Origin of the sequence: Lederbergia citrisecunda (assembly GCF_018343695.1) — a bacterium.
Classification (GTDB): domain Bacteria; phylum Bacillota; class Bacilli; order Bacillales; family Bacillaceae_C; genus Lederbergia; species Lederbergia citrisecunda.
Window position 1 is genome coordinate 1,193,999 of record NZ_JAGYPJ010000001.1, and the last position, 26,525, is coordinate 1,220,523.

At 34.2% G+C, this 26,525-nt stretch carries 31 protein-coding genes and 1 other annotated feature; of the genes, 7 read left to right on the forward strand and 24 right to left on the reverse strand.

The window, feature by feature from the left end; translation table 11 throughout:
- Positions 1–89 precede the first annotated feature (89 nt).
- The 7 genes from KHA93_RS06015 to KHA93_RS06040 form a co-directional block, all read right to left on the reverse strand.
- Positions 90–1,163 carry a phosphotransferase enzyme family protein gene (locus KHA93_RS06015; RefSeq protein ID WP_213109905.1) on the reverse strand — a complete coding sequence of 358 codons (1,074 nt, stop codon included), beginning with the start codon at positions 1,161–1,163 and terminating at the stop codon, positions 90–92.
- Between the two features lie 461 nt (positions 1,164–1,624).
- Positions 1,625–2,299 carry an arginase family protein gene (locus tag KHA93_RS06020; protein ID WP_233711055.1) on the reverse strand — a complete coding sequence of 225 codons (675 nt, stop codon included), beginning with the start codon at positions 2,297–2,299 and terminating at the stop codon, positions 1,625–1,627.
- A gap of 35 nt (positions 2,300–2,334) precedes the next feature.
- A complete protein-coding gene (locus KHA93_RS23095; RefSeq protein ID WP_233711056.1) occupies positions 2,335–2,508 on the reverse strand; it encodes a hypothetical protein in 174 nt (57 codons plus the stop codon).
- Between the two features lie 198 nt (positions 2,509–2,706).
- Complete coding sequence (locus tag KHA93_RS06025; protein ID WP_213109906.1) at positions 2,707–3,126, reverse strand: YhfM domain-containing protein; 420 nt, start codon at positions 3,124–3,126, stop codon at positions 2,707–2,709.
- 274 nt (positions 3,127–3,400) lie between these two features.
- The gene (locus KHA93_RS06030; protein WP_213109907.1) at positions 3,401–3,784 is read right to left on the reverse strand and encodes a VOC family protein; all 384 of its coding nucleotides are present in this window, start codon (positions 3,782–3,784) and stop codon (positions 3,401–3,403) included.
- Positions 3,785–3,881: 97 nt separating this feature from the next.
- On the reverse strand, positions 3,882–4,160 hold the full coding sequence (locus tag KHA93_RS06035; RefSeq protein WP_213109908.1) for an ArsR/SmtB family transcription factor: 279 nt from the start codon (positions 4,158–4,160) through the stop codon (positions 3,882–3,884).
- A 340-nt stretch (positions 4,161–4,500) separates the two neighbouring features.
- Positions 4,501–4,674 carry a hypothetical protein gene (locus KHA93_RS06040; RefSeq protein WP_213109909.1) on the reverse strand — a complete coding sequence of 58 codons (174 nt, stop codon included), beginning with the start codon at positions 4,672–4,674 and terminating at the stop codon, positions 4,501–4,503.
- 66 nt (positions 4,675–4,740) lie between these two features.
- Here KHA93_RS06040 and KHA93_RS06045 point away from each other — a divergent pair, with 66 nt between their 5' ends.
- A complete protein-coding gene (locus tag KHA93_RS06045) occupies positions 4,741–4,899 on the forward strand; it encodes a hypothetical protein (protein ID WP_213109910.1) in 159 nt (52 codons plus the stop codon).
- Positions 4,900–5,203: 304 nt separating this feature from the next.
- Here the strand turns inward: KHA93_RS06045 and KHA93_RS06050 are convergent, their stop codons facing one another.
- From KHA93_RS06050 to KHA93_RS06075, 6 genes are all read right to left on the reverse strand, one after another.
- Positions 5,204–5,878 (reverse strand): class I SAM-dependent methyltransferase, encoded by a 675-nt coding sequence (locus KHA93_RS06050; protein WP_213109911.1) that lies wholly within the window; start codon positions 5,876–5,878, stop codon positions 5,204–5,206.
- Between the two features lie 171 nt (positions 5,879–6,049).
- Complete coding sequence (paiA, locus tag KHA93_RS06055) at positions 6,050–6,568, reverse strand: spermidine/spermine N(1)-acetyltransferase (RefSeq protein ID WP_213109912.1); 519 nt, start codon at positions 6,566–6,568, stop codon at positions 6,050–6,052.
- 25 nt (positions 6,569–6,593) lie between these two features.
- Positions 6,594–7,046, reverse strand: a complete 453-nt coding sequence (locus tag KHA93_RS06060) for a MarR family winged helix-turn-helix transcriptional regulator (protein WP_213109913.1) — start codon at positions 7,044–7,046, stop codon at positions 6,594–6,596.
- Positions 7,047–7,329: 283 nt separating this feature from the next.
- Positions 7,330–7,797, reverse strand: a complete 468-nt coding sequence (locus KHA93_RS06065) for a cupin domain-containing protein (protein ID WP_233711401.1) — start codon at positions 7,795–7,797, stop codon at positions 7,330–7,332.
- 369 nt (positions 7,798–8,166) lie between these two features.
- Positions 8,167–8,859: an acyltransferase gene (locus KHA93_RS06070; protein ID WP_213109915.1), complete on the reverse strand. Its 693-nt coding sequence runs from the start codon at positions 8,857–8,859 to the stop codon at positions 8,167–8,169.
- A 71-nt stretch (positions 8,860–8,930) separates the two neighbouring features.
- Complete coding sequence (locus tag KHA93_RS06075; RefSeq protein WP_213109916.1) at positions 8,931–9,914, reverse strand: glycosyltransferase family 4 protein; 984 nt, start codon at positions 9,912–9,914, stop codon at positions 8,931–8,933.
- 142 nt (positions 9,915–10,056) lie between these two features.
- Here KHA93_RS06075 and KHA93_RS06080 point away from each other — a divergent pair, with 142 nt between their 5' ends.
- Positions 10,057–11,070, forward strand: coding sequence for a DUF4855 domain-containing protein (locus tag KHA93_RS06080; protein ID WP_213109917.1), 1,014 nt, complete (start codon positions 10,057–10,059; stop codon positions 11,068–11,070).
- A 122-nt stretch (positions 11,071–11,192) separates the two neighbouring features.
- Here the strand turns inward: KHA93_RS06080 and KHA93_RS06085 are convergent, their stop codons facing one another.
- The 4 genes from KHA93_RS06085 to KHA93_RS06100 are packed head-to-tail and all read right to left on the reverse strand — an operon-like array spanning position 11,193 to position 15,312.
- Entirely contained in the window at positions 11,193–12,185 is a 993-nt protein-coding gene (locus tag KHA93_RS06085) for a glycosyltransferase family protein (RefSeq protein ID WP_213109918.1), read from the reverse strand.
- Positions 12,172–13,122: an NAD-dependent epimerase/dehydratase family protein gene (locus KHA93_RS06090; protein WP_213109919.1), complete on the reverse strand. Its 951-nt coding sequence runs from the start codon at positions 13,120–13,122 to the stop codon at positions 12,172–12,174. The genes KHA93_RS06085 and KHA93_RS06090 overlap by 14 nt, the downstream gene beginning before the upstream one ends.
- Before the next feature lie 3 nt (positions 13,123–13,125).
- Positions 13,126–14,208, reverse strand: coding sequence for a Gfo/Idh/MocA family protein (locus KHA93_RS06095; RefSeq protein ID WP_213109920.1), 1,083 nt, complete (start codon positions 14,206–14,208; stop codon positions 13,126–13,128).
- Positions 14,209–15,312, reverse strand: coding sequence for a DegT/DnrJ/EryC1/StrS family aminotransferase (locus tag KHA93_RS06100; protein ID WP_213109921.1), 1,104 nt, complete (start codon positions 15,310–15,312; stop codon positions 14,209–14,211).
- Positions 15,313–15,580: 268 nt separating this feature from the next.
- Between KHA93_RS06100 and KHA93_RS06105 the strand changes: the two genes are divergently transcribed.
- Entirely contained in the window at positions 15,581–16,888 is a 1,308-nt protein-coding gene (locus KHA93_RS06105; RefSeq protein WP_213109922.1) for a nucleotide sugar dehydrogenase, read from the forward strand.
- Between the two features lie 289 nt (positions 16,889–17,177).
- On the opposite strand, the gene KHA93_RS23100 is transcribed toward KHA93_RS06105, so the two are convergent.
- Together KHA93_RS23100 and KHA93_RS23105 are read right to left on the reverse strand one after the other, a co-directional pair.
- Positions 17,178–17,504 (reverse strand): alpha/beta hydrolase family protein, encoded by a 327-nt coding sequence (locus tag KHA93_RS23100; RefSeq protein WP_233711057.1) that lies wholly within the window; start codon positions 17,502–17,504, stop codon positions 17,178–17,180.
- Between the two features lie 48 nt (positions 17,505–17,552).
- Complete coding sequence (locus tag KHA93_RS23105) at positions 17,553–17,933, reverse strand: alpha/beta hydrolase (protein WP_233711058.1); 381 nt, start codon at positions 17,931–17,933, stop codon at positions 17,553–17,555.
- Positions 17,934–18,178: 245 nt separating this feature from the next.
- Between KHA93_RS23105 and brfA the strand changes: the two genes are divergently transcribed.
- Positions 18,179–18,385, forward strand: a complete 207-nt coding sequence (gene brfA, locus KHA93_RS06115; protein ID WP_213109923.1) for a ribosome rescue factor BrfA — start codon at positions 18,179–18,181, stop codon at positions 18,383–18,385.
- Positions 18,386–18,400: 15 nt separating this feature from the next.
- Here the strand turns inward: brfA and metG are convergent, their stop codons facing one another.
- A complete protein-coding gene (metG, locus tag KHA93_RS06120) occupies positions 18,401–20,041 on the reverse strand; it encodes a methionine--tRNA ligase (RefSeq protein ID WP_213109924.1) in 1,641 nt (546 codons plus the stop codon).
- Positions 20,042–20,094: 53 nt separating this feature from the next.
- Positions 20,095–20,357 (reverse strand) — a binding site (T-box leader).
- Positions 20,358–20,527: 170 nt separating this feature from the next.
- Here metG and KHA93_RS06125 point away from each other — a divergent pair.
- Positions 20,528–20,701 (forward strand): hypothetical protein, encoded by a 174-nt coding sequence (locus KHA93_RS06125; protein ID WP_213109925.1) that lies wholly within the window; start codon positions 20,528–20,530, stop codon positions 20,699–20,701.
- Positions 20,702–20,906: 205 nt separating this feature from the next.
- Here KHA93_RS06125 and KHA93_RS06130 read toward each other — a convergent pair whose 3' ends face one another.
- The 3 genes from KHA93_RS06130 to KHA93_RS06140 all read right to left on the reverse strand — a co-directional run bounded on the left by KHA93_RS06130 (position 20,907) and on the right by KHA93_RS06140 (position 23,862).
- On the reverse strand, positions 20,907–22,529 hold the full coding sequence (locus KHA93_RS06130) for an ABC1 kinase family protein (protein ID WP_213109926.1): 1,623 nt from the start codon (positions 22,527–22,529) through the stop codon (positions 20,907–20,909).
- Between the two features lie 62 nt (positions 22,530–22,591).
- Positions 22,592–23,044, reverse strand: a complete 453-nt coding sequence (locus tag KHA93_RS06135) for a GNAT family N-acetyltransferase (protein ID WP_213109927.1) — start codon at positions 23,042–23,044, stop codon at positions 22,592–22,594.
- Positions 23,045–23,058: 14 nt separating this feature from the next.
- Positions 23,059–23,862: an HAD family hydrolase gene (locus KHA93_RS06140; RefSeq protein WP_213109928.1), complete on the reverse strand. Its 804-nt coding sequence runs from the start codon at positions 23,860–23,862 to the stop codon at positions 23,059–23,061.
- Positions 23,863–24,099: 237 nt separating this feature from the next.
- On the opposite strand from KHA93_RS06140, the gene KHA93_RS06145 reads away from it, so the two are divergent.
- Both KHA93_RS06145 and KHA93_RS06150 read left to right on the forward strand, forming a co-directional pair.
- On the forward strand, positions 24,100–24,696 hold the full coding sequence (locus KHA93_RS06145; protein ID WP_213109929.1) for a hypothetical protein: 597 nt from the start codon (positions 24,100–24,102) through the stop codon (positions 24,694–24,696).
- 123 nt (positions 24,697–24,819) lie between these two features.
- A complete protein-coding gene (locus tag KHA93_RS06150) occupies positions 24,820–25,449 on the forward strand; it encodes a metal-dependent hydrolase (RefSeq protein ID WP_213109930.1) in 630 nt (209 codons plus the stop codon).
- Positions 25,450–25,476: 27 nt separating this feature from the next.
- On the opposite strand, the gene KHA93_RS06155 is transcribed toward KHA93_RS06150, so the two are convergent.
- The gene (locus tag KHA93_RS06155) at positions 25,477–26,457 is read right to left on the reverse strand and encodes an alpha/beta hydrolase (protein ID WP_213109931.1); all 981 of its coding nucleotides are present in this window, start codon (positions 26,455–26,457) and stop codon (positions 25,477–25,479) included.
- Positions 26,458–26,525: the final 68 nt, after the last annotated feature.

Sequence of the window (26,525 nt, forward strand, 5' to 3'; positions counted from 1 at the left end):
TGCAATATCAATTGGTAAAAACTCCACTATTTTTTTTCGAGTTTTTTGAGTCTATCAGAATTAATTTTCTACAAGCTGCTACTATCAGACTAAATAATTCGTTTCTCATACACAAACGGTTCATCACTCGAGTAAATTTCATGGAAAAAACCCTCATACGGGATATCGTCTTCCAGACATTTTATGAGATACGACAGGTCCTCGTCACACTCCGGCTCTTCGCCATTATGCTGCATCACCTCAAATGCATCTACAATACTTTCCATGAGGGTTATTTGGATAAATAAAGGCAATTTATCCAACATCGTACTATCAATACTAGTCTCGGATCTGTATCCCTCTAGGACTGTTTTAAAATAATCATCCATAAACTTCTTGCGTTCACCAGCATCTTGTTCAAATTGGATCCATCCAACTCCATTTGTCCAGAGATCTGCCAGGTCATACATATACCAACCGAAACATGAATTATCGAAGTCATATACGGTTATTTGCCCTGTATCAAAGTCTATTGAATAATTCCCATCGTTGTAATCAAAATGGATCATACCGAAAGACTCACGGTTCCTGTCCAATCCTTCTAATGTTTTAAGGAGCTCTCCCAGCTTCCCCTTAAGCAAAGATAAGGAGCTGGGTATCAGTTTATCGATATATTCGGCATTGTATTTATCAAAAAAACTATACCTACGATGGACAGGAGTGTATTCTTTCGACAATTGGTGCAGTTTCCCCAGAACTTTACCGCAGTTATAATAATATTCGGTAATCGGAACTCCTTCCCGGTACCGATAGTTATTTTCCACAAGCATTTTTCCCTTAGCCTTTTTAAACAGGCAGATAAAAAAGGTATGATTATTAAAAGTTATCTCTTCCAACAGATTTCCCTTTCTGGAACTAATTACATCCGAGACATTTCCGCCATGTTCGAACAAATACCTGATATACTCAACTTCGCCCAGAAAATCTTCCCGGCTTCTGTCATTCAAAAAAGCGATTCTGAGTATTTTGGAGTCGGCGCCATTTTTCTCACATGTATAAACGACATTACGCCCTCCGGGATGTGCCTTAACCGGCTTGGTTTCATAGCCTTCCAACCCATACAACTCTGATACTAATGGTAGTAAATATGTACCACCGATTTTAACAACCTCGTTATGAGTCATAATATCTTCTCCTTTAGCTACTAACGTAGTTAAAAACTCCATTATTATTTATTAGAGTCATCACGTGATAGAATGGTAGAGATCACTCCGATTCCACGTAAGAATGTCTATTTTCTCTTCCAACGACACTCCTTCCAAACCCATTCAATACATGTAGTTTAACAGCTTTTACTGATACACTGGATAGTAAAAAACCATTATAATTAAACTATCCTGCCCCTTGAATAACAAAAGAGCATTGCCCTTCTTAAAGAAAAGCCCCTTTAGGTAAAGTGCATTTTATCAGAAAAGCTTCGTTTTCATTCTATCTTTAATATTAATGCAAGGATTCCACTTTTAATTTTCCCCTAATATGAGAAGAGGCTCTCAATTTTTGAGGCTTTTTATCTCAACAACACATCAGTGCAAATTTCACTTTTGATGTTTATGGTCATAACCAGTTATAACGGGGTTCATCCTTTTTATTTATATCTCCTATTAAGGGAAGCCGCTGTAACATATTTTGCAATGCATAAACATCCCAAGGAACATGTTCTGTAATACCTAATCCCACAACATCGGTTTTTTGCTACATCTTGGAGAACACGTATAATCGTTTCCATGCTCGACGCTTTCGGCGCTTTAACAAGCATCTCTTCATACGTATCCGGATTGGCTCCTAAAAGAGAACGGAACTCTCTAAGATCAAGTACATCTAAATCAAAATGAATAAATACTTTTGCCGGATTTAATTTCTCTAACCAATTTAATACCGGTGAACTGTCTTTCAATAATTCTTCCAGCGTAATGGCACTTAAGTGAAATTGGTTCATGACTTTCTGTTCTTCGGCAGACCATTCATTTAAGCCGACATAGAGGACATGATTAGGTTGAACAAGTTTCGGAACGGATGCGACAAATTCTTCATCGCCGACACCGAATAAGGTAGCCAATACATGTGCGTGTTGGCCGATGTAATTATCCGGCAGTTTGACATCGGGATGGGAATCCACCCAAAGGACGGCTACATCACCATCGTATTTTTCATTTAAATACGCTATCGGCGCTAATTCTACACCGCAGTCTCCTCCTAAGACGACGACGCGATCCGGTTGATGTTTATATAAAATGTCGAATGCATCATGTAACTGTTTCAATACGTCGGTGCGTGCATAAGTCCCCTTTTCTACTTTTATTCCTTCGGTATTAAAGAAACCGGAACTTCTACTTGAACATCATCTGAAGCGGGAGCAAGCCAATTTAATAATAGTGCGCCTAAATAATAGGTCGGATTGTAGCCGCCTTGCCATTGCGGCATCAGTAAGCGAAGAGTCTTACCCTTTGCTGCTTCTTTTTGTCCTTTCATTGGGCATTCTTCCTCTCAGAAAATATTAATAAGACTATGCGTCAAATGTTTATTGAATCCCGTTTAAACCTTAAATTTACCACAAAAAACCATAAACTATTGAAGTATTCCACCAGTTAGCTTGATACCTCAAAAAAAGCGTTAATCCTTCTTTAATCAACGCTATCAGTTAGTTGAAGAGTATAAGAAGATAGGGAATTATTTTATTAATTCTTCTCCTGTTAAAATATCATATAGGTCTGCTGAATCTTGCTTTGTTAATTTCACATACCTATCGCTATCGGTAACTATCTCCAGATTTTCACCATTTGAGCTAATCCATAGTAAATAAGATGCTATTTTACCTTTGCTGCCGTTGCTATTCTTAGACGGGAATTGAAATTGGTAGTCAGCATAGCTTGCCATTTCTACTTTTTCATTTTTCCAAGTAGCATTTTTAACTATATCTATCGCTTTTTTCACCTGTTTTCTTTTAGTGACTTCTTTGAAGTCTTCAAAAATATTTTCTTCACCAGTTCGTTTTTGTATAGTTATTTTCTGCTCAATTATTTCATCCAAGCAACCCGAAGTAACTAACAGAACAATTAATAGAGATAAAAACAGTATTATTTTTTTCAATCTGTTCCCTTATTATTACTTCCTTAATTGTACTAACCTACTCCTGTTAGCTTAATAGCTTCAACAAAAAAAGCGTTATTCGATTAACGCACCCTATAGTTTAAGTGAACTTATTCACAATGTTATTTAATTTTATACCTTAAACAAGTATAACCCCGACCTAAAATTAGGACAGGGTTAGCTTAAAATTGTTTAATTATTGATAAAAAACACTTCACAGATCAAAAAATTTACCAATAAAGTTGTATAGAAACTAGGTTTTTTGGTCATTAACTTACTTTTGCGCTATTTGAATAAGGTTACCGCATGTATCGTCAAAGACAGCTATTGTGACTTCGCCCATTTCTGTCGGTTCCATAGTGAACTTCACGCCGTTTTTAATTAATCTTTGGTACTCTTCGCGAACATCTGCAACGCCAAACATTGTTGCTGGGATGCCATCGGCAAATATCTTCTTTTGATACTCTTTGGCAGCAGGATGGTCATTCGGTTCGAGCACAAGTTCAGTACCGTCTTGAACATCTGGAGAAACAAGTGTTATCCACCTAAATTTTCCGACGGGAACGTCATGCTTTTTTACAAAACCCAGCGTTTTTGTATAGAACTCTAATGCCTTTTCTTGATCTTGAACAAATATACTTGTAACAATGATTTTCATAATGCTTTTGCCTCCTTTGATATATGCGACGTATAGTGCTCTTCTAACAATCTGGCTCCAAGCAGAAAAACCCATACATTCGTTATTAGTTATAAAATTATTCTATCCATCCTTTCAGCAAATTTTTAAGTGGTTCGTTGTTGAATATAAGTACTCGATATTTTCCCTTTCGTTTTGATTTTACGAGCCCTGCATCTTCCAATGCAGAAAGATGTTTAGCTATCGCCTGTCGCGAAATAGAAAGGTCGTACCTCATAATGAGACGTACCGTAAGTTCATACAAAGTCAGTTCGTTGCGTTCGGATAGTTCGTCTAATATAAGTCGCCTAGTCGAGTCGCCAAGTGCTTTGAATATAGCGTCTTTGTCCCAATTCATATATTAAGTATATGCAACCATACGGTTGCTCGTCAAGTATAAGCAACTGTATGGTTGCGTGAAGAAGAAACATATTAATCAATCCTTCATAATTGAGTATTGACAAAATTTTATTCTGTTCCTACCTTTTCATTGCTCATTCTTAAAGGGTTTCTATGAAGTTATAAAAAATTATCTGTTTAGAGTATTTTAAATTTAAAACTACTTTTATGATTATCATTCTAATATTTATGTAGAATACTATTTATTTCTTCCTAATTTTGTTAATTCCTTTTTCAAGTAACCTCCTATATAGTTCAATAATACTATTGGCAACTTGCGACTTTAAGATATGCACCAACTAGATAAATAGCTCATATTCTTTATAAGCCAAAGCTCCTTGTTTAACATATTTTATAATTTTTTCTACCTCAGTTTGAACTGGTATTCTTCCCTTTTCATTAAGAAACCAGTTATCTTTTCTTGTAATACCATCATGTGCTTGACACAAGGTGAATTTTATCCAATCGGGCATATATGTTTTAAGTGTCAAATACAATCTTTTCATGAGGGTCGAGTTCATGAACGATACCAATTTACTTTGCAAGTTTTTGGAGAGGAATTCAAAGGCTTTGTACATGAAGGAGAAATTCAATGGTTCCATCCATATCCTAAGCAAAAACTTGAAGATGGACATGTTTTTGCGATTGAATCAGAAGTGCACAAAATGGTGGAAGAACATGAAAGTGATAGTGCTTAGAATAAGGAAATCCTTCTTTTTCTAAATCCTAAACTCAATATTCAAGAGATATCCATTACAATTGTCATTTTTAGGAACTATTTTGCACCTATATTGGATAATATTTTAGACATCCAAGCTTAAAAACCCAGCTATCTTCACATAAGAAGATTAGCTGGTTTCATAATTTTTTATATCCAATCACTAAAAGAATCCGGATCTGCCTAGAAAAAAACGACTGCCCTTTGTTCCGCAATCACCCGATTGTTGAACAAATAAGCTTTAATTAGTATTAATTATGTAGGTATGCTTTCTTCAAAGTACCCTAATTCTTTAAAGCCTTCCAAATAAATCTCTTTTCTTGGACAATTAGTCCTCTATCTGTTTTATGGGCTTCAACTAATTTGTTTAATAGGTGTTGGTTTGTTGAATCTAAGTAATCAGGATGTCCAGGCATTCTTGTGAAAAATTTCGCAAAATCTACTTCTGTTGGGAAATATTCATTCGTAGTATATTCATTTATTTCAATTGAGTAAAAACCGTTATTATTTAATTCATTAATAATCTCATCTATCGCTCCACTATGAATTCCAAAAATAACGCCATCTTTTTTTAGCACTCTAATCTCTCTAAAGATACTCAATGGTCCCCTACGGTTATAAATGATGTCAAATTGTTCATCTTGGAATGGCAAGTCATTAGCATACGAATGGAAAAATTGAACATTTGTAATTTGGCTTTCCTCAAGAAGTTGATTAGCCTTTTCGATCATTTCAATGGAAAAATCAAATCCAATAATTCTCTGTGAAAAACGTGACATTTTTAATGTGAAATCACCGTGACCGCAACCAGCATCTAAAGCTATTTGATATTTTTTTAAGAGCTCTTTTAATTGTTCTTCAAAGATATCCTCACCAGAGATGTGATCCTTTATTGAGTCCCAATTTTTGGTGTACCCGCCAAGTTTCTTTGCAATCATGTTGTACCAGTCCTTACCCATTACAACAACCCAATTGAAAGTACTTTAAGCTTTCAGGGAACAAAAAACTCTCTCGTAAAACCTTCATAACTACCTCCCCATTTTGGAATGTATTTTACTAGTTTATTTCTTTATATCATTACGATTTTCCTTCTTAAACAATCTAGGCTAGTTATTTAACCTTTACTAAAGTTATATCAGAGTTTTGGTCATTATTAAGTCCATTTGTTCTTCATCACCCATATAAAAAGAGTGGAATCCGGTTTGAACAAACCCGGTTTTCTTATAAAAAGCAATAGCATTATCATTTTTTTCCCATACGCCTAGCCAGATTTTCTTTTTATTACGTTCCATTGCAATTTCCATACTTTTATTTAGCAGATATTTACCTAACCCTTGTTTTTGAAATTTGTTCTTAATATAAATCCTCTCGATTTCAAGTGATTCATCGTCCATTTCTTCGGATTGGTCATCATTAATATTTACCTTTAAATATCCAGCAAGTTCTTCATTGAAATAGATGAAAAAGAATTCCGAAGAAATTTTGGATAATTCTTTTTCTAATTGTTTTAAGTTAAATGCCCTTTCCAAATAGGCATTCATATTTTCAGGTGAATTCTGATCTTTAAATGTATCGTTAAATGTTTCATAACTAATTTCTTGAAGTTTGCGTAAATCTTCAAAGATGCACTTTTTTATTTTTATAGTCATTTAAATATGCCGCTCCTTTATAGAATCAATAATTTCTCTTGTTTCCCTTTTTTACAAATTCCCAGTCTTTTTCTATATTTTTTCTTACTCTTTGAAGAAGATTGAAAATGGTTTCTGCTTCTCTTTCGGAAAATCCCACTAATGCGACACTGTTTGAATGATCATTTTCTCTTTTTATTAAAGGAAATACACGTTCCCCTTTTTCTGTTGGATAGAGTTTTTTTATTTTTTTGTTATGCTCATCATCTTTCTTTTCAATAAATCCTTTAATTTCAAGTTTTTTTATTGCCCGTGCTGCGGTTGTTCTGTCTACTTTAATCATTTCAGCTAACTTTTCTTGAATGATTCCCGGCTTTTCACATATTCGGACAAGGTACAAATACTGCCCTTTTGTAAGATCAAATTCTTTAAATTCTATATTACTTATAGAATCTAATGCCCTGGCAATCATTCCAATTTCACGTAGGATTTCCTTCATATATCCAACTCCATTAATTTCTTTTACTAACCATTATTTTTAATAAATATTATTATATTTTTGTTGCATTTACAACAAAAATCACTTTCAACATAAAGATTTTGTTACCCTTATTCAACTCCCTCAGTTTAATAGCTGTATCTCACAAATACTGGCTAACCTCCATTTTACTTTAAGCAAATTTTTTCACTATCTCGGGCATAAATTATTGATTTATTAATTCCTTTTTTAAAAAATCAAAAAGCATCCCTTTTTGAAGGAATGCCCTCGCTACAATAAAAATTTAAACAATCGTTAGTTCTATCCCATATTTCAAAGCTATTGACATCAAATTTTGAACTTCTTGTGGGCTAGGAGGACCTGTTGGAGCATGTGGCATTTCTTGGGGAAGAGGCACACTAAGTTCCTTAACAAATTGATCAAATCCAGAGGGATAAACAGAAACTAATACTTTAGCTGTTTCTGTGTTCACTTTGAAGGTATGGGAAATTCCTCTAGGAGCATATACATACGTTCCTGGTGTAGCTTGTATACTTGTATCGGCTATAAAATAGGTAACTTCCCCTTCAAGAACGTAAAAGGTTTCGTCTTCCCTCGAATGAATATGTGGTGGAGGTTCAAATCCTCTCCGCTCCTCCATCAAAACAGTAGCGTATCTACCTTGCGTATCCTCTCCACTAACTAGGATAGAAGCCTTATTTCCTATAAATAAGAATGTGTTATCCTTAGACGACCGACGAATAAATGGCATATCCAAAAGTTTCGACCTCCAATCTTTTAACACATTAATAATATGCAAATCAAAACATAAGTAGTATGTTTTTGTACACTGTTATTCAACCTTTTTCGCAGACGTCCTTGTGATCCTATCGTCAATCCGAATTATAAAAAATTTAGACTTCCAAAAGGTCTTCAGTTGATAATTTTAAACAATGTCTTTCTTCCACTACTTCCGTATGTGAAAAATTTTAAACTCTTTTTACCTAATAGTTTAAGAACTACACAATCTATTTTTAGCAATAGAAAAATGTGACCCTAAAAGATCACACCACTTATTCATAAATTGTTTAATACAATTTTTTTACCACAATTTAGTAAAATCAATAGTCATACAAAAATGCTATTTAATGATTCGACCCGGATTTCCAACAATGGTTTTATGTGCAGGAACGTCTTTAGTAATAACGCTTCCGGCACCTACAATAGCATTTTCACCAATGGTGACCGCTGGTAGCAAGGTCGCGTTGTTGCCAATCTTGGCTCCTCTTCTAATAATAGGGCCTTGGTGCTTGAAATTTCCCTGTCCCATGTATTTATCATTGGAAGTAGAGCAACATGGACCAATAAATACTTCATCTTCAATTATCATATCTGCAGTTATATATGTCCCTGTCTGAATGGTGACGCGTTTTCCAACTTTCGTATTAGTTTCCACCATTACGTTTCTACCTATAATACTGTCTTCACCAATTGTTACTTTTTCGCGAATGCTTGCCAGGTCTCCAATAAAAACGCCAGTATTAAGTTTAACTTCACGGTAAATAACGCTATTGCAACCGACAACAACATGGTCATTAATCATTAGGGGCTCAAGATCTTTTTCGGGTTTGCGCTTCATTTTTTTATTGGAGGAAGGAGATTTACCAAGAACAGTTTGTTCTCCGATTTGAACATTTTTTCCAATCATTGTATCTTTTTTAATAACTACATGATGTCCTATAGTGACGTGGTCACCTATTATCACATTTTCTTCAATCACCACATTTTCTCCAATAGAGATGTTTTCTCCTATTTTTGCTGTTGGATGTATCATACTTGGCGCTCCTTATTTAACTAATCATGAAAAGAAGCAGAAGTTTATCATAAGCGCTTCCCTTACTACCTTTATAGTTTCTGATAAATCTTTAAAAGCTTATCTGTCACCCGTTCAGCCGAATGGTATTTTTCTACATACCTTCTCCCCGCTCTCCCAAGTTCATTACGGCGTTTGGGGTTTTGTACCAACTCCAAAAGAACATCTGCAATCGTTTCCGGAGTTGCTTGAACAATTGGAAGATCTTTCGGAAACTTTTCTCGTACATCTTCTCTTATAAAAGCAACAACTGGTTTACCCATGGCCATTGCTTCTACACTAAACATTCCGTACGTTCCACACAGTAATTGATCGACAATAATATCAGCTTTCAGATACTCGGAGACGGCTTTCTCATGACTCATTTTTTCTATCATTTTATAGGTAAATTTACCTTTATTTTGAATTCTTCTAATAGCTCTTTCAACGTAATGAGAGCCCTTAAATTTTCGGTTTGTAGGAGCGTGAACTATTAGGGGATTATCATTAGTTACTGATGGGTAAGAGACTCTGAAATCATTTAAATTACATGCAAGGGGTAATACGAAAACATTTTTGTAATAATCTTTTACATAATGATAAGCTTCATAATCTTGAACAATTGCCGTATCAATGTACTTAGAAATAGTAGTGAGTTGTTTATGAATTTCTCTGTCAGTATAGTAGGTTGGAACTAGAGGATATGGGTTTAACTTTTTAACCATTTTAACAGTACGCACATCACTTCCCCAATGCTGCATAATCATTTTCTTTCCATTTTCTTTTAGTATTGGGAGGTCTTCGAAGTTTTGGAGAAACGTATTGGCATTGTGAAAATGAAAGATATCTGTATTATTTATTAGAAAATCAAGTTCTTTGATTAGTTCCCATGCATCGGTATTAATAATATCACCTTGATAGCTTAAGTAAGTATGAAACCAATTGTATCCGGAGACTTCATGCCCCTTTTTTCTAAGTTCTTTACATAGAGTACCCATCTGTCCAGCTATTTCTGTGGGGGCGTGCACTATTTTCATGTAATTCTCTCCTTTCGTTTCAGTATATTCCTGAAGGACAAATCGGTTATATCTTACTTAAAATTTGAATAAACAGCGGACACACAGGAAACACTAGTAAGTCATATTCTGTATAGTAGGAATTTAAAAAGGTGGGATATTTTTGTCATTAAACAACTATATGTCGGCAAAAGAGCTTCGTGTACAAAATAATATATGCCTACTTCCCTGTGGAGACGAAGCAGAAAGCAAGATTTCTAAATGGACAGCCAAGGACTTAAAACCATATCAATATTATGTAGTTAACAAAAAATCCATTGATACGATGTTTAGTGGATTAATTTTCTATCCTATCACTGGTAGACGAAAGCATTATCTTTATCCAATGTACTCGAATATTGGTTTATTAGCTGAAAAAGAAGACTGGGAAGTAGCATTAAAAGGATTATTTTTGGAAAACTATAACTTTGAAGCTGCCTCAACCAATACAAGAAAAGGAAATAAGACAGATATATGGGTAACACTTCCGTATCCTACCCATACTCAAACCAATTTTGGAAAAGTTAATGGAAAAGTTCTAAATTTTAAAGTCGAATCAAATCGATTTGAGGCAATGCAATGGTGGATACTTGAATTTATTAAAAAATGGAGAAAAGCTGAACATATACACGATAAATTATCATTCAAAGGGTTTGTCTGGCCGAGAGCTTCGATTGATAAGGGAGATGAAAGTCTTGTTAAAAGAGTAACAAATTTTATTCGTAAAAATGGCTTTCTCTCCTTATGGTTGCAGCAATATGGATCTGCTGGTTGTGTGGATTGGAAAAAGTTTGGATTTAGCGCTGCTTGTACTCATCCTAATTATTACGGAGGAAAAGGCCCAGGTGTTAATTGGATTACCAACACAGCGGCATTTGCAAAGTATTACCATACAGGTATGCAAATTATTTATGGGAAAGGAATTCTTTTTAAAGAAAATCATTTGCTTGATTATTTAAATTACGGTGTCTCTAAAAACTATATGAAGGATAGTTTGCTAGTTTATCAATTTCCAAAACAAACTATGCGTAAAATTAATGAAGAGAGCCCTGATGATTATGCTAAGCTATATTCTTTTATTAAAAAAGAATATAAGCCAATTTACCCAACAGCTGCGTTTCCATTAAAAAAATCGTAATTCTCTAAACAGAAATTAAAAGACTTATCCGAATATGATCAGGTGTTTGATTTAATGAAAATAAGGCTAATTCAACAAAAGGTTCCCTTTTTTGAACTAGCCTTATTTTTTGTTAGTTGCATCTAAAGATTTAAATATATATCAATCAATTGATTCACTACAACATCATTTGCATGAAATTTATCTACATATTGACGTCCTTTCATTCCTAACTCCTTACGTTGGACTGGGTTGTCAAGAAGCTTTTTTACTTGTTGAAATAAATTATCAGGGTTGCTATTAACAATAGGGATTTTAGATGGAAAAGTAGAAACTAGATCAGGGCGAATAAAAGTCAGAACTGGTTTTCCAAGTGCCATTGATTCCACACTTAGTAAACCATATGACCCACATAAAACTTGATCAATAATGATATCTGCATCCTTGTAAATGTTAATGACTTCTTCATGGCTCATCTTCTCAATTCTTTTATATTCAAAGCTATATTCTTCTTTTAATTTTTCTATGCTTTTCTCAATAAAGTATGTGCCTTTAAAATCAGGATTTGTAGGAGCATGAAGAATGAGAGGCTTTTCTTTTGTTGCTGATGGATAATTAGGTTGAAAATGTTTAAGATCGATGGCAATAGGTAATACATGTACCTTTTCGTAATAATCCTTAACATATTCATATACTTCATAATCTTGTACAATGGCTTCTCTGATGTATGGTGTTATCTTCATTAACCTTTCATGAATAACCTCATTTGGGGGTGAATCTCCCGTATAGACATACGGATTATTCTTTCTAGCTTGATCATGAAACCTAACGTCATTTCCCCAGTGGTGCATAATCATTTTTTTATTTCTTCTTGTAAGTTCTGGCAAGTCACTATAATCATGGCAAAGAGTAGTTGCATAATGAAAATGAAACAAGTCAAATGAATCAAGAATTTCTTCATAGGTGCCCTTAAGTGTCTCATGATCGAGATTAACTAGATTATCCTTATAATCTAAATAAGAATGAAACGTATTGTAACCAAGGGAGTAGTGTCCCTTATTAATAAGGGCACTACTCAAGATTCCCATTTGACCTGCAATCTCAGTAGTTCCATGGAAAACCTTAATCGATCTCATCTCCTTTTAGCCAACAATAAGTTTTATTTATCCCCTCCTCTATAGAGTGACGAGGTTCCCAGTTAAGTTCATGCTTGATCTTCTCAACACCTATACATCGCCGCTCCACTACATCCACTTTACGTTTCGGCTCAAACCTTAGGGGAATATTTTGGTTCATTGTGGCTTTTTTTATTTCCTTAGCAAGTTCAAGGATATTTGTTTCCACTCCAGTTCCAACATTATAAACTTGCCCAATTGCTTTTTCATCAACGGTTGCTAGTATTATGGCATCCATTGCATCCTCAACAAATGTAAAATCTCTCGTCTGGTTTCCATCACCATAAACGATCATTGGTTTATCGTTCTGAGCCGATTCAAAGAACTTAGCAACCACACCACAATATGGGTTTGTGGAAAGCTGACCTGGTCCATATACATTTGAAAATCTAAGAACACTGACCGGAAATTTGTACATATTATGATAAACATTACAATAATGCTCCATAGAGAATTTACTAGCTGCATACGGAAGATTGATATTATAGTATGATTCAGGTGTAGGTAAAATTGAGGCCTGACCGTAAATTGAGGTTGTAGAGGCATAAACAAACCGCTGTAGTGAAGAACAGCACTCTTGAGCTTTTTTTAGCAACAAATAGCCTCCATACAAATTAGTTTTATAATCGCTTTCTATATTTTCAACTGACAGAATAAGATTTTTACAAGCAAAATGAAAAATATAATTTACATTTGGCAATACCTCTTCTAATATTTTTTCGTCTGTAATGCTTTCTTCGTAAAATGTAATGTGATTAGAATTAGGGATTGCTGTCTTGTTTCCAGTGGATAAATCATCAATAACATAAATATGGTCACACAACGGAATCAGCCTTTTAACTAGCTGTGAACCTAAAAAGCCTGCTCCACCTGTAACCACCACTTTTCCTAAATTCATCGATTAATTTCCATCCTTTCTGTTCATATCCGAGGTTGCAAATGTTTCTAAAGGACAGTTGACAACTTCATGTTTGAGTGATGATTGATAAAGAGCAAAAATAAGTTCAAGTGCTTTTTTTCCTTCTTTGCCATCTATCAATACGTGCTTATTATCGGAATCTACTGCTTCAAGAAAATTTTCATACAGGTAAATTTCCTCATTCTTATCATTAATGAGCTGATTGAGCTCTTCTTTATTTACTTCTTCACCTTCTATATACCAACGGGAAATTTGATTAAGAGACTGTCCCTCAATACAAATAGTTCCTTTTTCCCCGAAAATTGATAATGAATACCCCAAATTATTTGGCTGTGTAACAATGTTAGCTTCAATTATCCCCTTTGCTTGATTACAGAAGCTGATTACTCCCACAGCAGCATCTTCTGTTTCCTTTAATTGTGAAAGATACTGCATGGTTTCACCGTATACTGTTACGGCGTCGCCAAAAAACCATTGAAGTAGATCAATAACATGTATACCTTGGTTAATCAACATTCCGCCATCACTTTCCCATTTGCCTCTCCATGAAGCTAATGAATAATATTCTGGGGAACGATTGATTCGGATTGAACAAACACCTAAAAATAGTTTTCCGAGTTTCCCATCATCTATCATTTTCTTGATTCTTTGCATAATCGGCATAAAGCGCAGCTGATGACAGACCATAAGCTCCTTATTTTGTTTTTGGGATAGAAGAATTAACTCATTTGCTTCTTTAATAGATAGAGCCATCGGTTTTTCTAAAATAACATGTTTGCTTGCTTCGAGCGCGGCATTTGCCATCTGAGCGTGGAGACCTGTGAATGAAGCAATGATAACCGCATCAATATCATCATCCTCTAGCATTTTTTGATAATTTTTATAGAACTTAATAGGATATTCTTGACCTGAGGAGACTGTTTGATAATACTTCTTAGCCTCCTCCATTCTTTCTACACTAAGATCGCTGACTGCAGTTAACTGAGTCCCTTTACAGGATGAGAGCGCCCATAGATGTTTTTTGGAAATATAGCCACAGCCTATCAAGCCAAAACGTACGACCATCTATGCACCACCCATTTCGCTTAAAATTTCTATAACTCTATCTTGTTCACTCTCTGATAAAAACGGATCCATAGGGATAGCAAATAATCTTTCTGATAATGATTCAGAGATTGGAAAATCTCCTTTTTTATAATTTAATGAGCTATATACTTCCTGAAGATGTAAGCAGCGTGGGTAGTAAATACCCGTTTGGATTCTTTCTTTGTCAAGAGCTTCAATTAGTTCTTTACGATAATCAGTTTCAATGCAATATAAGTGATAAATATGTGTCCGATCGTTAACATCACTAGGTAGCTTTAAATAAGGAACGTCACTAAGTAATTGTCGATAGCGGCTAGCAATCTTTCTTCTTTCTCCATTCCATTGATCTATTTTTGTAAGATTAACAAGCAATATTGCTGCATGTAATTCATCTAAACGACTGTTATAACCTATCCTATCGTGATAATATTTTTTAGTTGTTCCGTGAGTGCGAAGTTTTCTAATTTTATCTGCAACTTCGATATTTGAAGTGGTAATGATCCCCCCATCGCCAAGGGTTCCTAAATTTTTTGTTGGAAAAAAAGAAAAGCAAGCTGCATCTCCTAAACTTCCTACCCATCGATCTTTATAAGTTGCTCCAAAGGCTTGACACGCATCTTCAATGACAAATATCTCATACTTTTTTGCAATCTCATTGATTTCATCCATATCCGAGGGCTGTCCGAATAAATGAACAGGAATAATTGCTTTAGTAGATGAAGTTATTTTTTTTTCAATTTCTAATGGATTTAGATTATAAGTTAAAGGATTTACATCAACGAAAACAGGGATAGCTCCAACACGCGAAATTGCTTCTGCAGTGGCAAAGAATGTAAAAGGTGTTGTAATAACTTCATCTCCCTTTCCTATTCCATAAGCCTCTAGCGTAAGAATCAGAGCATCCGTTCCATTTGCAACAGCAATTGCTTCTAGAACGCCTATTTTTCTAGCGATTTTTTCTTCGAGCTCCTTCACTTTTGGTCCTAAAATATATTCCCCGTTATCAATTACATCGCTAATACCTTGAAGAATCTCATCTTTGACACTTTGAAACTGATTCTTTAAATTAACTAAATTTATCATCATATACTCCTTATCTCTATATCATTGAGCCTTACACTTAATACGCCGACTGATATAGTTGTTAAGATATTCTTCATAATTTATGACTAAGTTATTAACGGAGTAACGGCTTAAAACCAATACCATTGCCAATTTTCATTTGAATTTAAAGTTTCTATTTCTAGTTCTACTACACAAATTTCATAAAATAAGATGATTGTCCATTACCAATATGAACATGAAACATAACTTAGATTGTATTAGATTAATATTGAGACGAGGGAGATGAATGAACATAATAGAATATTCAAACGACAAAAGGAAAAAAATAGCTGTTATAGGTTTAGGTTTTGTGGGACTCCCATTGTCTATCATGCTTGCCGAAAAAGAATTTCAAGTAATTGGAATAGATATGGATGAGAGTAAAGTATCAAAACTGCAGCTCTCAATAAGCTATGTTGGAGATATTGATAACAATAGGTTAAGCAGAGTTATAGATAGTGGGAAATTCGAGGCAACTACTAATTTTGATGCTATTAAGGATGTTGACACAATTATTATTTGTGTGCCAACACCACTTACAAAAGAGAAAACACCTGATTTACGTTTTATTATTAACGGAGGTGAAGAAATTCAACAAAGACTCAAAAAAGGGCAACTTGTAGTACTGGAAAGCTCAACTTTCCCTGGCACAACAAAGGAAGTCTTTTTACCAATTCTAGAACAAAGTGGTTTACGGGTAGGAGAGGATTTTTATTTAGCCAATTCTCCTGAAAGGGTTGATCCTGGTAACAATCAATATGACTTAGATGAGATTCCTAAAATAGTAGGAGGGGAAACAAATAGATGTAAAGAAGAAGCTGTTTCACTTTACAGCGAAATTTATAAGGTAGTTGTTCCTGTCTCCACAACAGAGGCAGCTGAGTTGACTAAACTCCTTGAGAATACCTTTCGTTTCATTAATATATCATTTATAAATGAAATGGCAATTCTTTGTGATCAATTAAAAGTTGATATTTGGGAAGTAATTGGTGCAGCAGGTACAAAACCATATGGATATATGCCATTCTATCCAGGTCCAGGTATTGGGGGGCATTGCATTCCAGTTGATCCTATTTATCTTCAATGGAAACTTGAGCAACTAGGAACAAAAAGCAAGTTTATTGCTATATCTGAAATAGTAAACCAAAAAATGATTGATTATATTGTCCGCCATACGGAAGAGGTTCTACAACCAAATAAAAAGCTATCTTCAGCGAAAATACTGATTTATGGTGTAACCTATAAAAAGGATGTAGCAGATACTCGTGACGCTCCGACTCTTGAAATAATTGAGAAGTTTAACCAAAAAGGTGCTTCAGTCTTATATCATGACCCTTATATCCCCTCATTAAATATTGGTAATAAATTATATAAGAATACTGACATAACTGAACAAATACTTAGGGAAGTTGATTGTGTGATTATATTAACTGACCATACAGCAATTCCTCTTAAAAAAATATTAAATCATGCTTCTCTAATTTTTGATACAAGAAATGTGACAAAAGGACATAAGGGAAATGCAGTTGTGATCCGTTTAGGAGACGGGCTATAATTTAATAATTATAAAAAATTTTAATAAAATAATATGTATAAACTCTATACTTATACAGACTCACAATAAAAGTCTACCAACAATTTCCTGAAGAGCTGTTGTTTCTAACAAATTTTACTTACACTTTTAAGTATATACCTATAGCTGCTTTAACCAGAAACTAATAAAAAAACTAGACATAATCTAAAATCAAAACTTTTCAAAGACAACATTTCGAAAGGTTTTGTTTTTTTCTCCATTTTTTGAAAAATATCTCATAAGATATGCATACTTATCTTTTAGGATTAAGTTAAGAATCTCTATTAGCTTGATAGTCGCCAATTATTTTATGCAGCCAAGAAATACCCAAATCAAACCATTTTGCAAAATCGTAATCTACAAAAGACTTCAATCCTGATGAAGTTAATGATTTTCCTAATGACAATCCATGTGTTCCTCTCTGAAAAATATGTGATTCAAATGGTATGTTTTTCTCATTTAAAGCTTGCATAAAGAGAATAGTGTTCTCAATTGGAACAAGTTGGTCTTCAAAAGTAGAGAACAAGAAAGTCGGTGGTGTCATTTCATCAACTTTTTTATCTAGTGAAGGTACTGGGAATGCGAGTATATTAGACATCGATGATAAAATACAAGGATATCCCAACATTATTGCGTTAGGTCTATATTATCCCATTGTACCAATTGCAGCTGCAAGATGACCGCCAGCAGAAAAACCGATAACAGCAATTTTATTTTCATTTATGTTCCACTTTGTAGCATTGTTTCTTACTGTGGCTATAGCGTCCTCTGCATCATAAAATGATGTTTCAAACGTAATATCTTCGCCAACGGAATATCGTAATATGAAGGCGTTGAATCCTTCAGCTAAAAATGCCATAGCAATTGGTTCTGCTTCGCGATCAGATGTATTATAGTAACCCCCACCTGGAAAGATCAATACAGCTGGGCGAGTGGTAATATTGCTGAATTCTGCGGAATTGTCTAATAAATAGGCAGTTAGAGAGACTTCATTAGTATTGTTAATATTAACTTTTTCAATTCTCATGATTTTCCTCCTTCAATAAATGATTGAATTTAAATTATTTACTGTACATTGAAGTAATATCTGGTGTCTTTAATTAGCAATTTCTTTATCTTAAATATTAACAATTTTCCCATAAATTGAAAGTTTTTTTTATAGCAGGTCAAAGCAATATATTGGCGGCATGTTAACCACTCAAAAAAAATTATCTAACTATTCTAATCAAAATTGTGTATACTAACACTAATATATTATAAGGAGTGATTGCTTTGTCATTTTCCAAGGCAAAAAAGCAAAGACAAAAATTAGCTCGTGAAGGACGTAGGAATCCAGCAGATAGCAGAAGCCCTTTCGCTTTTGCTGATATGAGAACTCGAAAAACTAAAACAAAAAAAGATCGATTATATAAGATAAAGCATAAAAACCACGCTTCCCAAAAAGGAAATGATGGTTTTTATTTTTTGCGGAATAAATGAATCCTCTATATTTGTTTAATTATCTTCTGATTTTCTATTCAAGTTTTCTACTTCAGCCGCTATATTTTCAACATCAATCCTTTTAAATAAAGGACTCACTGTTTTCAAAGAAGTAGCGGAACATTCTATTGCTTCCCACTTATAGTCGGATAGTTCTAATAACTTTTTTATCTCCTCACTTGAAAAGGGTAGAAACGGCTGTAGCAGCTGTGCTAAATTTACGATTATATATACACATGTTGCCATTGTGTTATCGCAATTTTTCGGATCATCTTTAATTTGAATCCAAGGCTTCATTTCATCAAAATATTTATTTGCTCTTCTAATAAATTCAAAGATTAATTCCAGTGCTTGTTTAAAATGTGTATCTTCAATTAATTTACCCGCATCATTATATAATTGTTGTACCTCCCTCTTTATTTGCTCATCAATGTTTCCAGTTGGAAAGTTACCCGAATACGATTTTTCAATAAACTTTAAAGTTCGATTGATAAAATTTCCATAAGCGCCTAATAACTCACTATTATGACTGTAGATAAATTCTCTCCACGAAAAATCGGAATCTCTGTTTTCAGGTGCATTGATCGTTAGAAAATACCTAATCGAGTCTGGTTCATATTTTTTCAACATATTAGGAACCCAAATCGCCCAATTTTTACTTGTTGAAAGCTTTTTCTTTTCTATTGTTAAATACTCATTTGAAACAATATGCATAGGCAGACTTTTGATTCCGGCCCCCAAAAGGATAGAAGGCCAAATTAAAGTATGAAAAGGAATGTTATCTTTACCATGTATATAATAGGATTTAGTATTTGAATTCCAAAAATCTGCATCACTTTGATCAAAATCCTGCGCCCATTTTTTGCTTGCAGAAAAATAGCCTGAAACTGCTTCTATCCATACATAAATTTTCTTCTCTTCATAACCTTTAACAGGCACGGAAACACCTATCGGTAAATCTCGAGAAACGGGGCGATCATGCAACCCTTCCTTTAAATACCTCTCCGTCAAGTGAATCGCATTCTCTCGCCATAAATGATGTTTATTCGCATGATCAACATATTCCTCTAATTCAGCTTGAAATGCACTTAACTCGAAATAAAAATGTTCAGTGTTTTTTGATGAGGGAGCATCTCCACATATTTTACAGCGTTTCTCCAATAGGTCTAATGGATCCAATAATGTTGAACAGTGATCACACTGGTCGCCTCTAGCATCTTTTCTGCAGTTTGGACATATTCCCTCTACAAATCGGTCTGGCAAAAATTGATTACAAGTATGACAAAAAGCTTGTTTAACTTCATTTTTATAGATATAGCCATTATTTAATAACTGTAAAAATAGATCTTGTACGACCTCGTGATGATGTTCTGTATCCGTTCGTGTATAGCAATCATATGTGAACCCTACCTTGCTAAAACAATAACTAAACTCTTTGTGATATTTATCTGCAACTTCTTGAGAGCTAACTCCTTCCTGTTTTGCTCTTATTGAAATCGGTGTTCCATTACAATCGCTACCAGAAACATAAAGTACCTTATCCCCTTTCGCCCTATAATACCGTGCCAAAATGTCCCCGGATAATAAACTAGCGATGTGACCTAAATGAAGAGATCCATTTGCATATGGCCATGCTCCACCTATAAAAATATTCATGATAATTCCTCCTCCTAAATAAAATAAAAAAACCCCGTCCTAAGACAAAATTGTCAAAGGACGAGGTTTACACTCGTGTTACCACCTTTTTTCACTAATCACTTACATGATTAGCCTCGATAAGTACGGAACGGAAACGTTCTTATACTCTGACATTTATAACGAGTGTCAAATCTCGTCATAGCCTTACTTTCATCGAAAGCTCGGCTACGCGACTCAGAGACCATTTTCAACCAACTTTTCTTTGCTTCTTTTCAGCTACCGAAGCTCTCTGTAAAAGAATTCATTAGTTTACTCTTCTCTTCATCGTCTTTGAAATAATAATTTTCCTTATTATTACATTATCCTTAATAAAAAACAAGGTCATGAGAAATAAAATGTGCTACTGAAGAAAAATATTAACAGCAAAATTATTACCGACTACTATACATTTATACAAACATTTTTTATACTATTTTTAAAGGAATTAATCTGGAGGTTTATTTTATGACGGAAGGTCCAAAAAAAATATCACTACAAGAATTGATGCAAAAGAAACTTGCCGACAAAAAAGCTGCTCAAAAATCTCAAACTGGGATAAAAGGTAGTACAGAAACAAAAAAATTACAAAGTCAGCAAACCAAAAAAACGAGTAACACAAGAAGGAAAATGGGAGTTTAACGCCCAAAGAAGTTTATGGATAAATGAGGTCCATAAACTTTTTTTATTTTCTAAATGTCAGAATAACAGTTGAACATTGGACTTTGATGTATCTTATTTATCTTTCATGATTTTTTTACTAGTCCAACATACACTGAAAATCTAAAAACAGCTTAATAAAAAATAAAGAAAGGCTAAAGTAAGAGAATGATCCTGCTCTCCTTCTTCAGCCTCTTCTGTTATCAGACATATATTTCATCCACTTTTTTTGTCTGTAACTAATAATAAAATATCCTATACCTGAGGACGCACATACTCCGAGTGCTAGCTCCCAAATAAATGGCTTTGTTGTATAAAGTCCTACAGTAATCCCTATTCCCCCAATAACGGTTAATTGAAAAAGTTGTTTTTTGTAATTTTCATAAATAGTAAATTGAAATTGTCTTCTTTGTTCAACTTCTTTTATATGTTCTAGTTGTTGAGGCAATGTGAGAAACTCTTTTACAGAATAGACAATTCTAAATAAAGGTTGTGATTGAATCCAGTGCCATACAAATGTCCACTTATTATTTCCGTGTTTTTCTAACCAATCCATAAAAACAGGCTTTACTAAATCAATTAATTCTTCCTCAGGAACTAATTCTCGAACCAAACCTTCTATCGTAACAAAAGATCTACCAAGAAACACAAACCTTGTAGGAGCTTGTATTGGAAGTGCTCGAATCAAATCGTTCATTTCCATTTTTAACGCAATTAAATCCATTTCTTTTAATTGTGAAGGCTGGAAGGACATAAGTTCAGCCAATAGTCTCTCCATCGTTCGAGTATCTGCTTCTGGAAGTAGGAATCCTAAATGAATAAAACCTTCAACAGCTTTGGTATAATTTTTGGATAATAAACTTTCAATTAACCCTTGGAAATGGGTAGCATCTTTTTTCGTTATTTCCCCCACCATGCCAAAATCAAGTAATATTATTTTTCCTTCTTCTGATACGAGAACATTCCCTGGATGTGGGTCAGCATGAAACATACCTGACTCTAACCATTGCGGTAGAAAAATAGAGATCAGTTTTTGTGCCAGTTCATGTCGGTTAATCGATAATCGATCCAACGCTTCTATATTATTAAGACGTACCCCTTCCACCCATTCCATCACAAGAACTTTTGACGTACTTAACTCTGTATACACGGATGGGATGATTATACCTTCAACGTCTTTATAGCGTTCCTTAAAAGATAGGAGTGATTTTTGCTCTTTTAAAAAATCGAGTTCTCTTTCAATGACTTCTTTCAGTTCATTAAATAAAACCTTTAAATTAATGAAGCCCTTTGGTATGGGAATAAAGTGATCGGCAAACCATATAATAAATCTAAGTGTGCGAAAGTCTGTTCGTATAATCGATTCGATATAAGGACGCTGTACTTTAATTGCGACGGTTTTACCATTTTTAAGTTTTCCTCTATACACTTCTCCAATCGAGGCAGAGGCAATAGCTTTTTTTTCTATCGTAAGCAAGTTTTGATCTATTGTTCCTCCCCACTCTTTTTCTAGAATTTCCTGAATCTCTTGAAAACCAGAAGGCGGAACATTATCAGTTAGATCTTGTATTTGCCTAATAAATGAGTGAGGAAGTAAATCTCCACGAATACTTAGCATCTGACCAATCTTAATGAGTAAACCTTCCAATTCAAACAGTGTTTTTCTAAAACGCTCTCCTATGTTCCCCCATAGCCGCTCCCAATCAGAATCAGACTTTCTTAGGATTTTATAGAAACAAATGTGGAAAAAACAAATAAAGAACATTGAAAGTACCTTATAAATACGAAAAAGCTTATTCGTTGTTTTCATAAAAAACCTCTCATGTTCTAATGAATAGCAAATAATTTACGAACAATCCAATTAATAACAGATCACAAGTCTAGAGATAAACGCACCATATCTACAGCTTGTATACCATTTTCATATATTGCTTCATGATAATGCTTTATAAAAAAATCTTTGTCTATTCCAGTTATTCTAAATCCACATTTTTGATATAAGGCAAGTTGGTTAATGCTAGAATTCGCTGTCCCAATTTCAATGGTTGTATATCCAAATAATTTAGCTCTTTGAATGGCGTCTAGGACTAATTGCTTTCCTATTCCTTTCCCGTGGAATTCTTCAGCAACGGCAACGTTTACTAATTCCACTGTACTAGGTCTTGTTGGTAAAAGGACAAAAACTCCAATTATATTATGATTAACCTCGGCAACAAAGCACTCCCCTCTGCTTAAATATTCACTGATGAGTTCATATGAAGGGTCAGCTAATAGTAATAGATTGATAGGAGGTTGTTCATTAACGTTTAATTTTCTAATGTTCATTTATTAATCCACCATTACCGAACTCCAACATTAATGGATAGTTCATCCAATATCGGAAAAAGTTCCTCTAAATGCTGAATTTCATATGTTGGTATTACATTAGTTCGTTCTTTCTTATGGCGGTTAATCCATACGGATTTAATGCCAGTCTGATTAGCGCCAAGAATATCAGTGTTTAAATTGTCTCCAACCATAAGCACTTCATCTTTGCTCAATTCCATAAGGGACAATGCATGTTCAAATATAGAAGGATCGGGCTTCCCTTTTCCAAATCCTCCAGAAATCACAATCTGTTCAAAATAAGGAGAAAGCTCAGGTGTAATTGTCAACTTAGTGTTTTGTAAATCTGGTGAACCATTCGTCAAAAGTAAAAGGCGATAATTCCCCATTAATTTATTTAATACATCGAAAGTTTCTTCATACACAAATGGAAGGTTTCTTCTTTCTAATGGAAAACGTTCCGCCAGCTCAAATCCGAATTCAGGATCATCAATGCCTACTATTTTTAATCCTTCCGTCCAGGCATCTTTTCGATAAGTTGGAACGATATCTTTCATTTTGATAAAATCCGGTTGATCATCTAAAAAGTTTCCCCAAAGTCCTTCAAACGGATTAATTCCAATCATTTGCGTAAATGGATATGTTTCATAATTTGAGTATAAATTGCTAGCCGCTTTACGAACAGCCTCTTCTAATCTATCTACTTCAATTCCGTATCGTTGCTCGGCAATTTTACATGTTGCCAAAAATGCTTCCTTTACACTTTTTTGATCCCATAGCAGGGTATCGTCTAAATCAAAAAATACTGCTTTAATCATTATTGTCCCGCCTCTATTGTAAATATTCTATCAATATGGATAGTGTACCATCTTTCTAGATCAATAGAATAGAAAAATCCGTTTTATTATGTTTTTTAAAGGTAATATACATACTAATAGGAATTTACTAGTGTTTGTAATATAATTGTAACAATAGAAATATTTTTGATAAAAAAGTGAAACTTTTTCTATTCACAAACGTCTATTAAGTATAGGACGAATCGAGGAGTGTTAAATATGAAAACAAAATTATATGCAATAATCATCATGTCATTTATATTATTTTTTGCTGGAGCCATTGGGTATGAAGGTCTACATAGCAATGCATCGACAACTCCGCAGAAAACATCTGATATGTTAATACACCCTCAAAAATCCAATAGTGAATTAACTAAGAACCTTGTTCTTGTCGATGACGTGACGAAAGAAAATGATTTGGAATCCTCAGTTGTCACGGAAGAATCACTACCCGAAGAAGTTACGATTGATAATACAGTGTTCGTCAATATTATGAATGATAATAAATTTTCAGACTTGAGCAAGTTGGCTCGTAAATATAATGCAGGATTATATGCGATACCTTATAGTGACGTAGTTGCAATTGTAAAAGACGGAAACCCCATCTTTTTCATGAGTGCTGGTTCAAAATCAGCAGTAAAAGAATACTCGGATCTACTTTCAGAGTCACTTGCATTTAGCGGATTTGAAAATCTTGATGAGGTTCGTGAAAACATGAATACTGTGTTGGAAACAGGCAAAGAAGTAAATGTTGATAATAGTAACGAAGAATATTCCATTTTTCAAGTAGATGGATGGATATATGTATCATGGTAAATTAATATTCATGAAAGGATTAGTGCCGTATTTTCTTGATGGCCTAATCCTTTTTTCATTTCAATACTCATCTAATCATGTTAAGATACTAATCTAGTTATTATCTATGAAAGGATGCTTTTGATGGACGGGAAAACACATTTTATCGTAGGAGGAATTGCTGGAATTGGCGTATCAAGTTATGTAGGAGTGGAACTGCCTACCGCTATTTCTTATACATTATTAGGAGCTTGTATTGGATTAATTCCTGATTTGGACGTAAAGGGTACACTTTCAAATAAAATTTCACTTAATAAAAATTGGATTATCACACTGTTGGCGTTATTAGGTTTACTAATCATTGTGAATAGCTACACGTTGTATAAAGACTTCGACCGATGGCTAGGTTTTGGTTTAGGACTTGCCTTATTGATCTTTCCACCATTTTTAATTAAGCAAAAGTACATGTTATTATTAACGGGTGCTGCATCCTTATTGATAGGAGTATCCCAACAAAGCACTTGGTTAATGATGCTTGGAGTATACATATGTGTTGCAGCTTTACTCCCCCACCGTTCTCTAACTCACTCTTTAATTGGCTTGTTCTATTTTTCTTTAATCGGGTACTACTTAGAGAAAGATTTTCAAATGAATGGAATTTTACTCGTATGTGTCGTAAGCTATGCCAGCCATTTATTATTAGATATGAAAATTTTTCCGAAAAATCGCAGAGGCGTAAGGCTGTTACAGCCTTTCTCTAAAATTGAGATTTAAAAAAGGACCGATGTTTACTCAATTGGGTTAACATCGGTCTTTTTGTGTTTCATTCAATATTAATTCTAGAAACTTTTCTTCTTCTTCAAACATTGGGGAATGGGCTGATTGCTCAAACCAAATCCAATGTTTTTCGGTAGCAACGACATCGTTAAAAAATGTAAGTGTAGGTTCAAATGGAATGGTTAAGTCATGTCTTCCCATACAAAAATATATTGGTATCTTCACATCATGCACAACATTGCTCAAATTGACCGTTTTCATTTCATCTTGAAGCATTTTCAAACTAAAAAATTGCCCCTTTAAATGATTGATCATATCCGCGAAAGAGTACTCAACACTAATTAACATCTCTTTAAACATTTTAGTAATAAGTTTTCCATCATGCGAGATGCCACCACGAAAGACTTCTAAATACTTTTGGTGAACCTTGTCATGTTTTAACTTACTCCATGGAGGCATTCCAATCTCTGATAATTTCTTAATCGCTTTTTTGTTATTTTCTTGCTTTGCATTTTCCAAAACATATTTATATGAAAGTTGCTCACCTTCTATATAATCGATGAGTTGAGCAACACCAAAATATCGATAAAAAAGGAACGGTTCTTTATTAACAGCCAATAATCCAATAATGGTACCCCAAGAATGTCCGATTAAGTAAATTTTTTCTTGTTTAAATCGTTTACGAAGATAATTCGTTAACTCAATTGCATCATCAACAAATCGAGCGATTGTCATCGTTTCGGGAGGAATTTTTTTGTTATATGATAGCCCAGATCCTCGTTGATCCCAATTCACGACAACAAAATACTTCTCAAATTCCTGTTGAAATTTGCGAATAAAGCCAATTTGAGCGGCACCTGGACCACCATGTATCATTAATAATACTGGCTTCTTCTCGTTCTCTCCTCTAATATATATCCATTGCTTATGATTTCCAATGGTCAAAGGAAAAAGCTCCGATATTGCATTTTCTTTATCAATTTTTTGGGCTTTTCTCGTTAACATTTTTTTCTCACCTATAGTCGCCTCTCGTCGATTATAGAATATCATACAATGTGATTCACATACATTAT